The organism is Kitasatospora sp. NPDC056327 (assembly GCF_042261735.1).
Classification (GTDB): Bacteria; Actinomycetota; Actinomycetes; order Streptomycetales; family Streptomycetaceae; genus Kitasatospora.
Window position 1 is genome coordinate 1 of record NZ_JBHJRC010000053.1, and the last position, 15284, is coordinate 15284.

General features: G+C 75.6%; 12 protein-coding genes. 1 reads left to right on the top strand and 11 read right to left on the bottom strand.

Annotation, left to right across the window (positions count from 1 at the left end; all coding sequences use genetic code 11):
* Window positions 1-49: 49 nt before the first annotated feature.
* The 4 genes from ACFCX4_RS10945 to ACFCX4_RS10960 form a co-directional block, all read right to left on the bottom strand.
* Window positions 50-856 (bottom strand): enoyl-CoA hydratase/isomerase family protein, encoded by an 807-nt coding sequence (locus tag ACFCX4_RS10945; protein ID WP_376140655.1) that lies wholly within the window; start codon window positions 854-856, stop codon window positions 50-52.
* 232 nt (window positions 857-1088) lie between these two features.
* A complete protein-coding gene (locus ACFCX4_RS10950) occupies window positions 1089-1322 on the bottom strand; it encodes a helix-turn-helix domain-containing protein (protein ID WP_344338847.1) in 234 nt (77 codons plus the stop codon).
* Between the two features lie 388 nt (window positions 1323-1710).
* Window positions 1711-3309, bottom strand: coding sequence for an ABC-F family ATP-binding cassette domain-containing protein (locus ACFCX4_RS10955; RefSeq protein WP_376140657.1), 1599 nt, complete (start codon window positions 3307-3309; stop codon window positions 1711-1713).
* A gap of 239 nt (window positions 3310-3548) precedes the next feature.
* On the bottom strand, window positions 3549-4475 hold the full coding sequence (locus tag ACFCX4_RS10960) for a hypothetical protein (RefSeq protein ID WP_376140659.1): 927 nt from the start codon (window positions 4473-4475) through the stop codon (window positions 3549-3551).
* Between the two features lie 390 nt (window positions 4476-4865).
* On the opposite strand from ACFCX4_RS10960, the gene ACFCX4_RS10965 reads away from it, so the two are divergent.
* On the top strand, window positions 4866-6164 hold the full coding sequence (locus ACFCX4_RS10965) for a glycoside hydrolase family 26 protein (protein ID WP_376140661.1): 1299 nt from the start codon (window positions 4866-4868) through the stop codon (window positions 6162-6164).
* Between the two features lie 30 nt (window positions 6165-6194).
* Here the strand turns inward: ACFCX4_RS10965 and ACFCX4_RS10970 are convergent, their stop codons facing one another.
* The 7 genes from ACFCX4_RS10970 to ACFCX4_RS11000 form a co-directional block, all read right to left on the bottom strand.
* A complete protein-coding gene (locus ACFCX4_RS10970) occupies window positions 6195-7358 on the bottom strand; it encodes a GNAT family N-acetyltransferase (protein WP_376140663.1) in 1164 nt (387 codons plus the stop codon).
* Window positions 7355-8224, bottom strand: a complete 870-nt coding sequence (locus ACFCX4_RS10975) for a hypothetical protein (protein ID WP_376140665.1) — start codon at window positions 8222-8224, stop codon at window positions 7355-7357. The genes ACFCX4_RS10970 and ACFCX4_RS10975 overlap by 4 nt, the downstream gene beginning before the upstream one ends.
* 64 nt (window positions 8225-8288) lie before the next feature.
* A complete protein-coding gene (locus ACFCX4_RS10980; protein ID WP_376140667.1) occupies window positions 8289-9404 on the bottom strand; it encodes a glycosyltransferase in 1116 nt (371 codons plus the stop codon).
* Window positions 9401-10420, bottom strand: a complete 1020-nt coding sequence (locus ACFCX4_RS10985) for a polysaccharide deacetylase family protein (RefSeq protein ID WP_376140669.1) — start codon at window positions 10418-10420, stop codon at window positions 9401-9403. Before ACFCX4_RS10985 ends, ACFCX4_RS10980 begins: the two co-directional genes overlap by 4 nt.
* Entirely contained in the window at window positions 10410-12146 is a 1737-nt protein-coding gene (locus ACFCX4_RS10990; RefSeq protein WP_376140671.1) for a lipid II flippase MurJ, read from the bottom strand. Before ACFCX4_RS10990 ends, ACFCX4_RS10985 begins: the two co-directional genes overlap by 11 nt.
* Complete coding sequence (locus ACFCX4_RS10995; RefSeq protein WP_376140673.1) at window positions 12143-13462, bottom strand: O-antigen ligase family protein; 1320 nt, start codon at window positions 13460-13462, stop codon at window positions 12143-12145. Before ACFCX4_RS10995 ends, ACFCX4_RS10990 begins: the two co-directional genes overlap by 4 nt.
* Window positions 13463-13470: 8 nt before the next feature.
* The gene (locus ACFCX4_RS11000) at window positions 13471-14994 is read right to left on the bottom strand and encodes an exopolysaccharide biosynthesis polyprenyl glycosylphosphotransferase (RefSeq protein ID WP_376140675.1); all 1524 of its coding nucleotides are present in this window, start codon (window positions 14992-14994) and stop codon (window positions 13471-13473) included.
* Window positions 14995-15284: the final 290 nt, after the last annotated feature.

Below are 15284 nucleotides of genomic sequence, written 5' to 3' on the forward strand. Positions count from 1 at the left end.
CGTGGGACGTCCACGGGCCGGGCCCTCGTCGGCGCGGTACGGCGGGGGATCAGTCGCCGATGCCCGCCAGGTCGCGCAGCCGCCGGGCCTGGGCCGCCCGTTCGGCGGAGCGCTGCTCGTCGTACGAGCGGCCGGCGGCGCCCTGCAGCAGGGCCTTGGTCTCGATGACGGCGTTGCGCGGCGCGGCGAGCAGCGCGGCGGCCAGGTCGCGGGCGGCGGCGTCCAGGTCGGCGGCCGGGACGGCGAGGTTGGCCAGGCCGGTCGCGATGGCCTCCTCCGCGCCGACCCAGCGGCCGGTGGCGCAGATTTCGAGCGCCCGCGCGTACCCGACCAGCTCGGTCAGCGGCTTGGTGCCGCCGAGGTCGGGGACCAGACCGAGCGAGGTCTCCTTCATGGAGAAGCGGACGTCGTCGGCGACCACCCGCAGGTCGCAGCCGAGCGCCAGCTGGAAGCCGGCGCCGACGGCGTGGCCCCGGACGGCGGCGACGGTGATCAGGTCGGCGCGGCGCCACCAGGTGAAGGCCTCCTGGTACCCCGCGATGGCCGCGTCGAGCTCACGGTCCCCGGCGGCGGCCAGGTCGAGGAAGCTCGGCTCGCCCGGAATGCCCTCGGGGGTGAACATCGCGCGGTCGAGGCCGGCGGAGAAGGAGATGCCCTCACCACGGAGCAGCACCACCCGGACGGTCCCGGGCAGCTCGCGACCGATGGCGGCGAGGGCTCGCCAGAGGGCGGGGGACTGGGCGTTGCGCCGCTCGGGCTGACAGAGGGTGACGACGGCGAGTTCGCCGTCGATCTCCAGACGGACGCCGTCCCGCTCCCGGAACGGGGTCTGCGGATCGGTGACGGGAGCGGTCATGCGGGGACCTCCGGTGGCGGGCGTGCTTGGCTACCGGAGAGTAACAAAACTGGCGGCGGGACGGCAGGGGGTGGCCCGCGGGCACCGCGCGGCGACGGACGGCCGGCACCCGGGGCGACCGCGGCATGACGATCGGCGGCCGGTTCGCTCTGGCCGGGGATGGACGGTCAACGGCCGTCACCCCGGTCGGCGCCCTGCCGCCGAGTCATCCGCCCGATGGGTTGACGGAGCGTCAGGAACCAGCTCCAGCAGTAGCTTTGTTCTTGCCCCGCGTGGCACCGCCGCGGCCCCGGAGGATCACCCCGGACTCGCTCAGCATGCGGTGCACGAAGCCGTAGGAGCGACCGGTCTCCTCCGCGAGGGCACGAATGCTCGCCCCGGAGTCGTACTTCCTCTTGAGATCGGCCGCGAGCTTCTCACGCGCGGCACCGGTCACCCGGCTGCCCTTTTTCAGAGTCTCGGCCACCCGTGCCTCCTCGTAGCGTTGCTCGGTCAGATTCCCATGATCACCCATCCACCGCGTCCTGGCCACCCATTCGACAAGGTCCATGTCCGGAACGGGCGGTCCTGCGGTGGTGATCCGAGCGCACAAGGGCGCTCACGCTGAGTGCACGCCCCCGGGGGCTTACCGCCGTTCGATGCGAAAGGGCTGATCAGCAGCATGGGCCCGACCACGATCGAGTGGCGGCCAGACGGAAGCTTCTCAAACGGAATGCGCGACCCCTTCATTCCCAGACACGCCGAAAGGACTAGTTTTTCTGGGCCAAAAAGGGGAGGAGACGTCCATCGCCGGCCGGGCGGGAACGCGAAGGCCCGGTCGCCCGTACGGACGACCGGGCCGTGCCACGACGGGATCAGGCCAGCGAGACCAGGTCGGCGTAGGCCGGGCTCCAGAGGTCCTCGACACCGTCCGGCAGCAGGATGATCCGCTCCGGCTGGAGCGCGTCGACCGCGCCCTCGTCGTGGGTGACCAGCACGACCGCGCCGCTGAACTCGCGCAGCGCGCCGAGGATCTCCTCGCGGCTGGCCGGGTCCAGGTTGTTGGTCGGCTCGTCGAGCAGCAGCACGTTGGCGCTGGAGACCACCAGGGTGGCCAGCGCGAGCCGGGTCTTCTCGCCGCCGGAGAGCACCCCGGCCGGCTTGTCGACGTCGTCCCCGGAGAAGAGGAACGAGCCGAGGATCTTGCGGACCGCGACGAGGTCCATGTCCGGCGCCGCCGAGCGCATGTTCTCCAGGACCGTGCGCTCCGCGTCCAGCGTCTCGTGCTCCTGGGCGTAGTAGCCGATCTTCAGGCCGTGACCCGGGACGACCTCACCGGTGTCCGGCTCCTCCACCCCGGCCAGCATCCGCAGCAGGGTGGTCTTGCCGGCGCCGTTGAAGCCGAGGATGACGACCCGGGAGCCGCGGTCGATGGCCAGGCCGACGTCGGTGAAGATCTCCAGCGAGCCGTAGGACTTGGAGAGTCCGCTGGCCGTCAGCGGGGTCTTGCCGCACGGGGCCGGGTCCGGGAACCGCAGCTTGGCGACCTTGTCGTTCGCGCGGACGGTCTCCAGCCCGGACAGCAGCTTGTCGGCCCGGCGGGCCATGTTCTGCGCGGCCACCGTCTTGGTCGCCTTCGCGCGCATCTTGTCCGCCTGGGCGTTCAGGGTCGCGGCCTTCTTCTCGGCGTTGGCCCGCTCGCGCTTGCGGCGCTTCTCGTCGTCCTCGCGCTGCTGCTGGTACTGCTTCCAGCCCATGTTGTAGACGTCGATCCGCGAACGGTTGGCGTCCAGGTAGAAGACCTTGTTGACGACCGTCTCGACCAGGTCGACGTCGTGCGAGATGACGATGAAGCCGCCCTTGTACGTCTTCAGGAAGTCCCGCAGCCAGACGATCGAGTCGGCGTCGAGGTGGTTGGTCGGCTCGTCGAGCAGCAGCACGTCGGAGTCCGAGAACAGGATCCGGGCCAGCTCGACGCGACGGCGCTGACCACCGGAGAGGGTGTGCAGCGGCTGGTTGAGGATGCGGTCCGGCAGGCCCAGCGCGGCGGCGATGGTCGCGGCCTCGGCCTCGGCGGCGTACCCGCCCTTGGTCAGGAACTCGGTCTCCAGGCGCGCGTACTTCTTCATCGCGTTGTCGCGGGTGGCGCCCTTGCCGTTGGCCATCCGGTCCTCGTTCTCGCGCATCTTGCGCAGCACCGAGTCCAGCCCGCGGGCGGAGAGGACGCGGTCCTTGGCGAGGACGTCGAGGTCACCGGTGCGCGGGTCCTGCGGCAGGTAGCCGACCTCGCCCGAGCGGGTCACCGTGCCCCCCGCCGGCAGGCCCTCGCCGGCCAGCACCTTGGTCAGCGTGGTCTTGCCGGCGCCGTTGCGCCCGACCAGACCGATCCGGTCGCCGGGGGCGACCTTGAAGCTCGCGGACTCGATCAGGATCCGGGCGCCGGCACGCAGTTCGAGGCCGTTGGCGGAAATCATGGCTGGGGACTACTCCTGGGACGTGGGCGGGCGACCGGACGGGGCTCGGGCCGGGGCGGCGGGAAGGGGCGTCGTCGACGGACTCGGCGGACCGCACGCGGCGGCGCCGCTCCGCCCGCTAGTGCCCGGGGAGAACAGCCATGACGGCAAGTCTACCGGGCCGCGCGGGCGACCCCGGAAGGATTACCCGCCCGGGGTACCGGGAGGGTCCGCCGGGGGTCGCTCCCCCGCGCACCGCGTCAGGACGGCGAGCCCTCCGCGGGCACCGCGCAGCCGCCCGCCGGGGGCACCGCGGCGAACGGCTCCGCGGGGCTGCCGCAGACCGCCTCGGGCGCCGCGGCCCAGGTGTCGAAGACCTTGGGCGTGACGATCGGCCCGTCCGAGATCAGCACCCGGCGCCCGTCCAGCGCCGCCATCGAGACGCCCGGCCCGGCGTTGAGCTGCCAGCCGCTGCTGTCCATCCGGTAGCCGGTGATCCCGCCGGAGACCTGCTGGCCGCCGCTGTTGGCGCAGCTGCGCGGCACCAGCACGGCGAAGTCGGTGGCCACCGTGCGGACCGGGTCGTAGACGCAGTTGCCGGCCGGCTTGGAGTTGTAGCGCAGGTCGCCGTCGGCGTCCCGGAAGCCCATGGTCAGGTTCGGCGTGACCACCGCCACCCAGGGCGTGGACTCGCGGACGGTGCGCAGCGAGGACGCGGCCCGCTCGGTGGCCAGCTGCCGGCGCTGCTCCTCGGTGCGCTTCTCGGCGCCGGGCTCACCGGCGCCGCGCAGCCAGTCCGCCAGGCCGGGCACCGCCCGGTGCCAGCGCACCTGCTGGTCGCCGGGGCGCACCGAGGTGACCAGACCGTCGTCCCAGACCACCACGGCGTTCTCGCCGGCCATCGACAGGTAGAGCGCGGTCGCGCCCTCCCGCTGGTAGGACCAGGCGTGCTCGCCGGTGGCCCGGTGGTACGCCTCCAGGCCCGGGCCGACCCGCAGCTCCAGGGCGGCGGCGTCCAGCGTCGCCGTGGGGCCGGCGGTCACGTCCGCGGTGCCCTTCGCGGCCACCCGGTCGCCGAACGGGACCGGCTTGTTGGCGTGCGCGGCGGCGCCCGCCACAAGGACCAGCAGCACCGCCAGGGCAGGGAGGATCGATCGGGGACTGAGGGCGCGCGACTTCCAGGACACGGGCGGAGCGTACCTTTCGACACCCGCGCGAGTCAGGTGGGCTTTCCCGTCGGGCCGAACGGCGGAACCCCGCGCCCCGGTTCCGCGCCCCCGGCGCACGCCCGCCCGGCCACCTGCGCCGTCGGGCACCGCGGCCCCGCCGGGACCGCCTCGCGGGGCGCCGCGGCAGGGCGTCCACGACTGTCAGGACTGTTACGGAGGTGATACATGGCACACCGCCGGACGGCGTTCGAATATCGCCCACTTTAGGGTGACATTCGGCTTTTCCTCGCCCGGGCGGCCCTACTGTCGGCACGCGGGACACCACGCTGCGTGGCGATGCCCGACTCCGCCCAGCCATGCTCCGCACCGCCCGTGGCACCGTCCGGGGGCGCCGCCCGAGGAGACACCATGCGATTCGGCCGCCTGGCGCTGGCCGCCGCCACCCTGCTGCTGCTCACCACCGCCGGCGTCCCCGCCGGCGCGCCGCTGGGCCAGACCGAGCGGCACTCCCTCTCCTCCGACGCGATCTCACCGCGCGGAGCCGCCCCCAGGCCGCCGGTCCAGCGGCCGGCCCACGAGCCGCCGTTCGGCGCCTTCGTCGGCTCCTGGGACCGGTACATCCCGCAGATCGGCCAGTTCTCCCAGTGGCTGGGCGACGCCAACCTCCAGGTCGGCCACACCTACCTGGCCGGCAACGGCTGGGCGGACATCGAGGGCGAGCCGATGGTGCTCGCCACGTGGTCGCAGTGGCGGCAGACCGACCCGTCCCGGATGCTCGTCCTCGGCGTGCCGATGCTGGTGCCCAACGAGGCGAACGTGCCCGACGGCGAGGTGGCCCGGCTGCTCGCCCAGGGCGCCCGCGGCGACTTCGACCGGCACTTCCTGCGGCTGGCCCGCAAGCTGGTGGCCTTCGGCGGCGCCGACACCGTGCTCACCCTCGGCTGGGAGATGAACGGCGTCACCTACACCCACCGCTGCAAGCCCGACCCGGCCGCCTGGAAGACCTACTGGCGGCGGATCGTCACGGTGATGCGCTCGGTGCCCGGTCAGCACTTCCGCTTCGACTTCGCGCCCAACCGGGGGCTGGACGCGATCCCGTGGACCAAGTGCTACCCGGGCGACGACGTGGTCGACATCATCGGCATGGACAACTACGACCAGCCGGCCGGCGGCACCTTCGACGACTACGTGCGGGAGCCGTACGGGCTGCAGGACCAGGTCGAGTTCGCGGCCAAGCGCGGCAAGCCGGTCTCGTACCCGGAGTGGGGGCTCTTCCACAACGGCGACAACCCGGAGTTCGTGCAGCGGATGGTGGAGTGGATCCGCACGCACGACACCGCGTACCAGACCGTCACCGACTACTGTCCGCACGGGTTCTGGCAGTGCGACCGCAACCCCCGCTCCAGCGCCCGGTTCCGGCAGCTGATGACGGGCTCCCCGGGGGCTCCGGCCGTCCCGGCGCCCCCCGCCCCGCCGGTGGCGCCCGAGGCCCCCGTCGCGCCGGTGCCGCCGAACCGGCCCGCGACGCCCCCGGCGTCCCCGGCCGCCACCCCGGCGGCGCCGCCGACCCCGGGGACGCCCGCGCCGGCCGAGCCCCGGCCGTCCGGGACACCGGAGCCGTCGGTGACGCCGACGGCACCGGTGTCCCCGGCCGCCCCGCCGACCGCCGGGCCGCCGTCCAGGCCCCTGCGGCCCTGGCAGCGGTAGCGGTCCGGGCCGGCAGGCCCGGCACCGCGGTCAGCTGCGGCGCCGGGCGGCCAGCGCCTCCTTGAGTCGCGGTGCCCGCTCGGTCAGCAGCCGCACCGCCGCCCCCCGGGCCCGCACCGCGCCGCCCCGGGCCGCGGCCGCCGGGGCCGGGCCGCGCGGGCCGAACAGCAGCCGCTGGTTGGGCAGCTGGTCCGGGCGCCAGCGCTGCTTGTACGGCTCCTGGCCGCGCAGCAGGCTCATCACCGGGATCCCCGCGCCGAGCGTCTCGTCCAGCGCCGCGCCGAACAGCAGGCCCGCGATGTCCATCCGCTCCCGCAGCTTCGGGTGCGCGCCGTACAGGTAGAGACCGCTGAAGGACGGGCAGAGCAGCACCAGGTTGACCGCCAGCAGCTCGCCGTCCAGCCAGAACTGGTGGACGGCCGCCCGGCCGGTGGCGACCATCCCGGTGGTGGACTCGGCCAGGTGCCGGGCGAACCGCTCGGTGCGGTGCTCCGGGGTGACGCCCCGGTCCTGCCACTGCAGGCAGTGCAGCCGCAGCAGGCCGTCCAGCGCCTCCGGCACGTCCTCGGGGGCCGTGCCGCGCACCTCGATGCCCGACTCGGCGATCTTGCGCAGCTTGACCCGGCTGCGCTGCGCGGTCTTCCCGGGGACCCGCTTGAGCAGCACGTCCATCGGGGTGGCCGGCAGGTACTGGCAGAGCGAGTCGGGGAACCGGCTGCGCCGGCCCCGCCACTGCTCGAAGACCCGCTGGACGGCCGCCTCCGGACGCACCTCGCGCAGCTCCAGGCTGTGCCAGGGGCGGGTGAGCGGGAGGGCCGCGGCGAACTCGGCGGCCGCGCGGTCCGCGCAGTCGTCGTCGAGCAGGACGTCGGTGAAGTCGATCAGCCCGGCGCCGAGGCCGGTCAGACCGCCGAGCGGGCCGCGCCGCCGGAAGGCGCCCGCGCCGACCAGCCGGCCCTCCCGGCGCACCAGGACCACCAGCAGGTCGCCGGGGCTGCCGTACTGGCGCCACCAGGAACGCTGCCAGACGGCGGACTGGAAGAAGGTGGCCGTCCCGCAGCGGGCGACCAGGTCGTCCCACTCCTCGGCAAGGGTGTCCAGCGCGTCGTCCTCGCGGCGCAGCTCGGTGGTCCAGCGGGGGGCGCGGGCCTGGGAGGGGAGGCCGGCGGTGGGGGTGGCGGCCTCGGTGTTCATCGTCCGCCTCCCGCGGCCGCCCCGGCGCCGGCGGGCTCGGCCGCGGCAGGCTCCGGCCCCGCGGCCCCGCTCTCCCCGGCCGGTGCCGCCCCGGCGGGCCCGGCCTGCTCGGGGCCGGCCTTCGCGCGTCCGGCCTTCCCGGGCGCGGCCTTCGCGCGGCCGGTCTTCCCCGGCACGGCCTTCCCGGGTCCGTCCCCGACGGGCTCCGGCTCGGCGGCGCGCGGACGCGGGGCGGTGGCGGCCCCGGGCTCGGCGGGCACCTGCCCGTCGGCCGGCCCGGCGTCCCCGACGGGCCCGGCGTCGCCGGCGTTGCGGCGGCGGGTCATCAGCACCAGCGCGCCGATCAGCACCCCGGCCGCGGCGCCGACCGCGACGTCCAGCCGGCCGGAGGGCGTGGTGGGCCGGTCGGGCTCGGCCGCGCCGGCCAGCGGGACCAGCCGGACGCCGGTCTCCTTGGTGCTGCCGTTGCCGAAGGCGACCAGCGAACGGGCCACCGCGTCGGCGGCCCGGACCGCTTCCTGGGGATCGGACCCGGTCCCGGTGATCTCGATCACCGGGGCGTCCGGCGAGGTGGTGCCGCTCACCAGGGACTCCAGCTCCGCCCGGCTGTGGCCGCTCTCCGCGGCCGCGGCCGCGAGCACCTGCGGCCGGCCGGCCAGCCGGCCGTACGCCTGCGCGAAGTTGACCGCCGTGACCGGCTCGGTCTGCTCCTCGGGCACCACGACCACGTAGGAGTTGGCGGCGTACGAGGGGTCGGCGACGACGGCGTACCCGGCGCCGGCGGCGGCACCCAGCGGCACCGCGAGCACGATCGGCCACCAGCGGCCGGCCTGCCTGCGGGCGGCGCTTCGGCGCGGTTCGGTCATGGGGACTCCTTGGGTATGAGGGCCGCCCGGCCGGCGGCCCGGCGTCTGTGGGGGTGCTGCCGGCTCACACCCGGGCCAGCCGGTCGTAGAGGGCACCGAGGTCGGCGGCCACCCGGACGATGTCGTAGTGGCCGACCGCGGGAGGCCGGGGCAGCGGGTCGGTGCTGTGGTCGTGGAGGTGCCGGAGGTCGCGCAGGGCGGCGAGGTAGGCGGCGGCCCCGGAGGGGATCCGGCGGGCCTGCGGGGCCGCGCCGGGCGGCAGTTCGTCCAGGGCCGGACAGGCGCTGTGGCGCACCGGCAGGCCGGCCGCGAGGCCCTCCAGCACACCGAGGCCGAAGGTCTCCTCGGTGGAGGGCGCGGCCAGCACGTCCAGGGCGGTCAGCAGGTCGGGGACGTCGTCGCGCTCGCCGGTGAGCACCAGCCGGTCGCGGACGCCGAGTCCGGCGGCCCGCCGCTCCAGGGCGGCCCGTTCGGGACCCTCGCCGACCAGCACCAGGCGGGCCGCGCCGTCCAGTCCGGCCAGCACCTCCAGCAGGACGTGGAACCGCTTGCCGGGGACCAGCCGGCCGATCCCGCCGACCGCCCAGCACTCCGCCGGCAGCCCGAGTCCGGCCCGCACCCGGGCGCGGACGGCGGCCCGCTCGGCGGGCGGGAGGCGGTGGCGGGCGGCGTCGATGCCGTTGGGGATCAGCTCGACCCGGGCGGGCGGGACGCCCCAGCCGTGCAGGGTCTGGGCGACCTGCCGGGAGACCGCGACCGTGGTGGTGCCGAGGCGTTCCGCGGCCAGGTAGAGGCCCTTGACGCCGCGGGTGACCGGGCGGCCCTCGATCACCCCGGCGTGCAGCGAGTGCTCGGTGGCGACCACCGTCCGCACCCCGGCCAGCCGGGCGGCCAGCCGGCCGTACACCCCGGCCCGGTAGAGGTGGGTGTGCACCAGGTCGTAGCGGCCGGCCCGGACCAGCCGGGTCAGCCTGGGCAGCGCGCCGACGTCCCGGTTGCCGCGCATGCCCAGGTGGTGGACGGTCACGCCCTCGGCCCGCAGCGCCCCGGCCACCGTGCCGGGGTTGGTCAGCGCGAGCACCTCGCAGTGCTGGTGCGCGGGCAGGTGCCGGAGCAGCAGCTGCAGCTGGCGCTCGGCGCCGCCCGAGGCCAGGCCCGTGACGATGTGCAGGATCCTCACCGCACCCGCCGGTTGCTCGTCCGCTCGCCCCCGGGACGCTCCGGTCCGCCGCCCTCGCCCCCGTCGGCGCGCCCCTTCGGCTCGGGGCGGGCGGTCCGGCCCGCCCGGGCGGCGAGCCGGCGGCGGCGGAGCTCGGTGACGGTGTCGCGCAGCCGGTGCCGGCCGCGCTTGGCGCGCAGGCGCCAGGCGCCGTCGTGGTCGCCGACGTAGCAGCGCGGCAGCGCGTACCGCCCGGTCAGCACGGAGTGCCCGATCGCGCAGGCGTAGTCGTAGCCGGCGTCCCGGACGGCGTGGGTGGCGGCCAGGTCGACGGCGCCGTACGGGTAGCAGAAGCCGGTGACCGGACCGTCGATCACCTCCTCCAGCACCCGGCGGCTCTCCCGGGTCTGTGCGGCGAGCACCTCGGCGGGCAGACCCGGCAGGGCCCGGTGGCCGAGACCGTGCGAGCCGATCTCCCAGCCGGCGGCGGCCAGGTCGGTGACCTCCTGGACGGTCAGCAGGGTCTTGCGGGGGCCCTCGGTGTCCCAGTCGTTGGCCCGGCCGAGCAGGTCGGCGACCACGTAGGCGGTGGCGGTGAAGCCGTACGCCTGGAGGATCGGCACCGCGTGGCGCGCGAAGTCGGCGTAGCCGTCGTCGAAGGTGAGGCCGACCAGCCGGTCGGCCCGGCCGGCCGCCCGGGCCCGCATCAGCTCCCGCACCGAGACGCCGCGCCGGCCGCGCCGGTGCAGCCAGGCGATCTGCTCGGCGAACCGCTCGGGGCTGACGGTGAGCTGGTACGGGTCCTCCTTCTCGACCGCCACCGAGTGGTACATCAGGATCCACGGCGAGGTGGTCCCGGCCGGCGGTTCCTCGGGCAGCGGGCGGCGGCTCCTGGGCAGCTGGGCCGGTGTTCGGCGGATGCCGGCGCGCGGTGCGTCGGTCCGTGGCGCGTCGGTGCGCCGGCCGGCGGCCGCGGGGGGCGCGGAGCGGCGTACGACCGACGGGACCGACCGGACGGATCCCCGTTCAGCATCCATGGGGAGGCTTCCCTTCCTCGGCGACAGGTGACGACGGGCCGGGGACCGGCCCCAGGACCCGGAGGGCGGCGCGGACCGGGCCGCGCACCTCGCGGGCGCCGAGGCCGGTGCCCAGGACGGCGAAGGCCAGCGCGACGGTGAGGCCGCCGAGCGCGGTGGAGAACAGCGGGTCGGCGACGAGGCCGGCCGCCGGCAGGCCGAGCGCGGTGGCGCCGGCGGCCGCGGCGAGCAGCCTGGCGTGGCCGCCGAGGACCCGCCGCAGCCGCAGCGGGATCCCGCGCAGCACCAGACCGTGCAGCAGCAGCGCCGCGGTGGTGGTGATTCCGGCCGCGTTGCCGGCGGCGAGGCCGAGGGCGCCGAACCGGGGGGTGGCGAGCAGGCCGACCGCGACGGTGACGACCAGGCCGAACGCCATGGCGGCGGCCGGGTACCAGTCGAGCAGCCGCCGGCCGCCGTCCTCCGGGCTCGGGTCTCCGGCCCGGCGGACCACCGGGCGCAGCGAGAAGTAGGGCCGGATCATCACGCCGATCAGGGCCTGGGCGAGCAGCCCGAAGCTGTAGACCCGGATGACGGCGGCGGTGGCGGCGGTGTCCCGGGGGCCGAAGGCGCCGCGTTCGAAGAGCAGCGCGACCACCGAGGGGGCGCAGGCCATCAGGAAGGCGGTGCCGAGCAGGACGACGGCCGCGGCCTGGCCGAGGTCCTTCTCCACCCGGTCGCGGGCGGCGGTGAGGTCCCCGGCGGCGAGCGCCCGGGCGACCAGCGGGAAGGTGACGGTGCAGATCAGGATCCCGGCCGTCATGGCGAGCTGGGAGACCTTGGCCGCGTAGTTGAGGTGCGAGATGGTGCCGGGCGGCAGGGCCGAACCGAGGAACCGTTCGATGAAGACCTGGGCCTGGCGGGTCAGGGTGAACCCGGCGACCGGCAGCAGCGCCAGCGGGATCAGCACCAGGGCGTTGCGGGAGCGGCGGCCGGTGCCGGGGCGGCCGGTGCCGGGACGCAGGGCGCGCAGGAACGGGACGACCAGCAGGCCGGCCATCAGCAGGCTGCCCGCGGCGACGCCGATCGCGGCGGAGCGCACGCCCCAGAGCGCCTGGCAGGTGAGCAGCACGCCGAGGATGCCGAGGTTGTAGGCGACGTAGATGCCGGCCGGTGCGGTGAACCGGTGGTGCGCGCGCAGGGCGGCGGCGAGGTACCCGGCCACGCCGAACGGCAGCACGGTGATCGCGGTGATCCGGGTGCAGGTGACGGCGAGGCCCGGGTTGGCCAGGCCGGGGGCGAGCAGCGCGACGAGCTGGGGGGCGCCGACCGCGGCGGCGAGGGAGAGGGTGGACAGGGCGAGCAGCAGCCAGGGCAGGGTGGCGCGGACGAGCTGGCGGACCGGGTCGGGGCCGTCGGGGTGTTCCTCGCGCAGCACCAGGGCGAGGGCGAAGGCGGGCACCATGAGGAAGGACATGGCGTCCTCGATCAGCAGCGGTGCGGCGGTCTCGGGGACGGTCCAGGCGACCAGGAAGGCGTCGGTGCCCTGGTTGGCTCCGAAGCAGCGGGCGAGCAGGAGGTCCCGGAGCAGGCCGAGCGCGGAGCCGGCGGCGCTGAGGACGGCGGTGACGCCGAAGGCCTTGGCGAGGAAGCCGCGGCGCGGGGCGGTCGCGGGCCCGGGGGCGGGCGGCGCCTGCCGGGGCGCGGGGAGGGCGGGGGTGCTGAGCGTGGTGGGCCGGTCCGTCGTCATGCGGTGGCCTCGCGGGGGTGCGCGGCGCGGGCGGCGAGGCCGAGGACGACCGAGGTCAGCACGGTGGTGGTGCCGCCGATGTCGGCGTAGAGGAAGTCGACGAGCACCCAGGTGAGCAGGGCGAGGGCGGCGAGGGCGGGACCGCGCGCCCGGCGCAGGCAGCCGAGGAGGAGGCCGAGGAAGAGCAGACCGTAGGCGACGATGCCGAGGAGCCCCTGTTCGCTGAGCACCAGGAGGTACATGTTGTGCGGGGAGAGCAGGGGCTCGCGCTGGAAGCCGATGGTGGCGTCGGCGGCGTCGCTGCCGGAGGAGAGCCGCAGCGGGGCGTGGCCGTCGCGCAGCTGCTGGAAGGCCTTGGGGCCGGCGCCGGTGACGGGGTGGTCCTGCCAGATCCGGCCGGCGGTGGACCACAGGTCGTAGCGGTCGGAGACGGACTGGTCGGGCGCGGCGGAGACGGAGCCGATCGAGCTGATCCGGGCGGTGACGCCGGAGCCGCCGAGGCCGAACCCGCCGACCAGGACGACGGCGGCGGCCGTACCGAGGACGGCGCAGCGGACGGCCAGCCGGGCGTCGGCGCGCAGCAGCAGGACGGCGGCGGCCACGGCGGTCGCGATCCAGCTGCCGCGGCTGAAGGAGACCGCGAGCGGGAGGGCGAGGAACGCGGCCACCGCGAACAGGGCCCGCCGCACCCGGGCGTCGCCCCCCGGGCCGCGTTCGCCGACGGCCAGGGCCAGCGCGGCCAGCAGGCCGTAGCTGACGACGGTGGACATCGCCATGATGTCCAGCGCGCCGAAGGTGCCGACGGCGCGGATCGGGCGGCCGGTGTAGGAGGCGCCGGTCCCGGTGAGGAACTGGTGGACGCCGACCACGCCCTGGATCAGCGCGGCGGTCACGAAGGAGCCGAGCACCAGGCGCTGGTCGGTGCGGTCCCGCAGGGCGCAGAGTGCGGCGGCCGGGACGAGCACGAAGACCTGGGTGAGCCGGACGAAGCCGGTGAGGCTGGTCGCCGGGTCGATCGAACCGACGGTGGCGACGGCGGCGGCGAGCACGACGGCGCCGAACCGGACGGCGTCGGCGCGGCCGATCGCGGGGGTGCGCCCGCGCAGCAGACCGAGCGCGACCAGGCCGACCAGGGCGAGCGAGGCGAGGTCGGCGGCGGTGACGTGGACGGCGGCGGCGACGTCCTTCTCCCCCGTCGGGACGCAGACCAGCAGCACGGTGGCGGCGGCGAGCAGGCTGGGGCGTTCCAGGAGCAGGCCCCGTGCACGCCGTAACAGCCGGTCGGGGCGCGGGGGTGCGGCGAGGGTCAGGACCACGGCGTTGATCAGCTCCCGTCCGGGTGGAGCATGAGGGCCGCGGTGCGGCACAGGATCTTGACGTCCTGCCAGAGGCTCCAGCTCTCGATGTAGCGGTTGTCGAAGCGGGCCCGGTCCTCGATCGAGGTGTCCCCGCGCAGGCCGTTGACCTGGGCGAGGCCGGTGAGGCCGACCGGGACCCGGTGGCGGTCCGCGTACTCGGGGTAGGCCTGGCCGAACCGCATGACGAAGTAGGGGCGTTCGGGGCGCGGACCGACCAGGCTCATGTCGCCGCGCAGCACGTTCCACAGCTGCGGGAGCTCGTCGAGGGAGCTGCGCCGCAGCAGCCGGCCGACGGCGCCCATCCGGTGGTCCTGGGAGATGTTCCAGCGGGTGGCGGACTCGTGCTCGTTGCTCGGCCGCAGGGTGCGGAACTTGAGGACGGTGAAGACCCGGCCGTCGAGCCCGGTGCGCTGCTGGCGGAAGAGGACGCCGGGGCCGGTGTCGAAGCGGACGGCGAGCGCGCAGAGGGCGAGGACGGGGGCGAGCAGGAGCAGGCCGGTCGCGGCGGCGGTGACGTCGAGGGCGCGCTTGGCGGCCCAGCCGGGGCGGCGCGTCGCGGCGCGGCCGACGCGCAGGCAGGGGAATCCCCAGAGGTGGTCGGCGCCGGCCAGCGGTCCGGCGCCGAGCGAGCCGTACTCGCGCAGCGCGGGGACCAGCCAGACCTGGCAGCCGAGCCGGGCGGCGTCGCGCAGGGCGGCGGCGGTCTCGGTCTCGTCGGCGGCGCCGGCGGTGGCGACCACGTGGTGGACGCGGTGGCGGCGGATCTCGCGCTCCAGGACCTCCCGGCCGCCGAGGACCGGCAGGTCGGTGTCGCCGGCGAGCAGCGGCGGGTCGGGGTCGAGGAAGCCGACCGGGCGCATCCCGTACTCGCGGCGCTCGCTGAGGGCGGCGGCGACCCGGCGGCCGAGCCGGCCGGCGCCGAGCACCAGGACGGGGCTGGGGCGGCTGCGGCGGATCCGGCGGACCAGGTGGTAGAGGACGGCGCGGCCGCAGACGGCGAGCAGCAGCTGGGTGCCGAGCAGGACGGTGAGCCGGGCCGGGGTGGCGGGGCCGGAGTCGGGCCAGAGGCTCTCCAGGCAGCCGGCCAGGCTGATGGCGAAGGCGGCGGCGACGACGGCCCGCACGGCGAGGGCGGGCAGTTCGTCGAGGACGGAGAGGGTGAGCCGGGTCCGGTAGAGGCCGCCGGCCAGGTTCAGCAGGATCAGCAGGGGCAGCAGGGCGGCGACACCGAGCAGGGGGTCGACCCGGACGGCGGGGTCGAGGGCCCGGTTGGCGGCCCCGGTCGCGGTGCAGAGGGCGAAGGCGTCGACGGCGACCAGTGCGACGGGCAGTGCGAGCCGGGAGCGGACCGGGCGGCGGTGCCGGCGGGCCGGCGGGGCGCTGCGGGCCCCGGCGGAGCGTTCCGGCCGGTCCAGCAGCCCGGTGGCGGGCCGGCCCGGACCGGACAGGGGCTGTCCGGGCCTCGGCACGCTGTCGTGGTCAATGGTCATCAGCGCACGAACTCCCCTGCTGTGTGCCCGGGGTGACGGCGTTCCGGTTCCGGTTGGCCCGGGGCGGCCGTCCCGGCCCGGTGGGCGCGGTCCTGACAGCGCCTGCTGCCGTTGACGGCATTCGGCTTTCTCGCGTATTCCCGGCGTGAAATCGAAACGAAGCAGGCAGAATCAGACGTTACCGAAGGCCGCGCTGAATGCTGGAAATCGACTTGCCATTTCATTCCAGCCGCCCATTAATAGGTATTTCTGATTGGAGCCCTCGTCCACAACCGGTGGAGGGTGCGAAT

Excerpts from the sequence above, each read along its gene's own strand:
- ACFCX4_RS10945 (WP_376140655.1), bottom strand. The coding sequence starts at position 856 with ATGACCGCTCCCGTCACCGATCCGCAGACCCCGTTCCGGGAGCGGGAC.
- ACFCX4_RS10955 (WP_376140657.1), bottom strand. The coding sequence starts at position 3,309 with ATGATTTCCGCCAACGGCCTCGAACTGCGTGCCGGCGCCCGGATCCTG.
- ACFCX4_RS10965 (WP_376140661.1), top strand. The coding sequence starts at position 4,866 with ATGCGATTCGGCCGCCTGGCGCTGGCCGCCGCCACCCTGCTGCTGCTC.
- ACFCX4_RS10970 (WP_376140663.1), bottom strand. The coding sequence starts at position 7,358 with ATGAACACCGAGGCCGCCACCCCCACCGCCGGCCTCCCCTCCCAGGCC.
- ACFCX4_RS10975 (WP_376140665.1), bottom strand. The coding sequence starts at position 8,224 with ATGACCGAACCGCGCCGAAGCGCCGCCCGCAGGCAGGCCGGCCGCTGG.
- ACFCX4_RS10985 (WP_376140669.1), bottom strand. The coding sequence starts at position 10,420 with ATGGATGCTGAACGGGGATCCGTCCGGTCGGTCCCGTCGGTCGTACGC.
- ACFCX4_RS10990 (WP_376140671.1), bottom strand. The coding sequence starts at position 12,146 with ATGACGACGGACCGGCCCACCACGCTCAGCACCCCCGCCCTCCCCGCG.
- ACFCX4_RS11000 (WP_376140675.1), bottom strand. The coding sequence starts at position 14,994 with ATGACCATTGACCACGACAGCGTGCCGAGGCCCGGACAGCCCCTGTCC.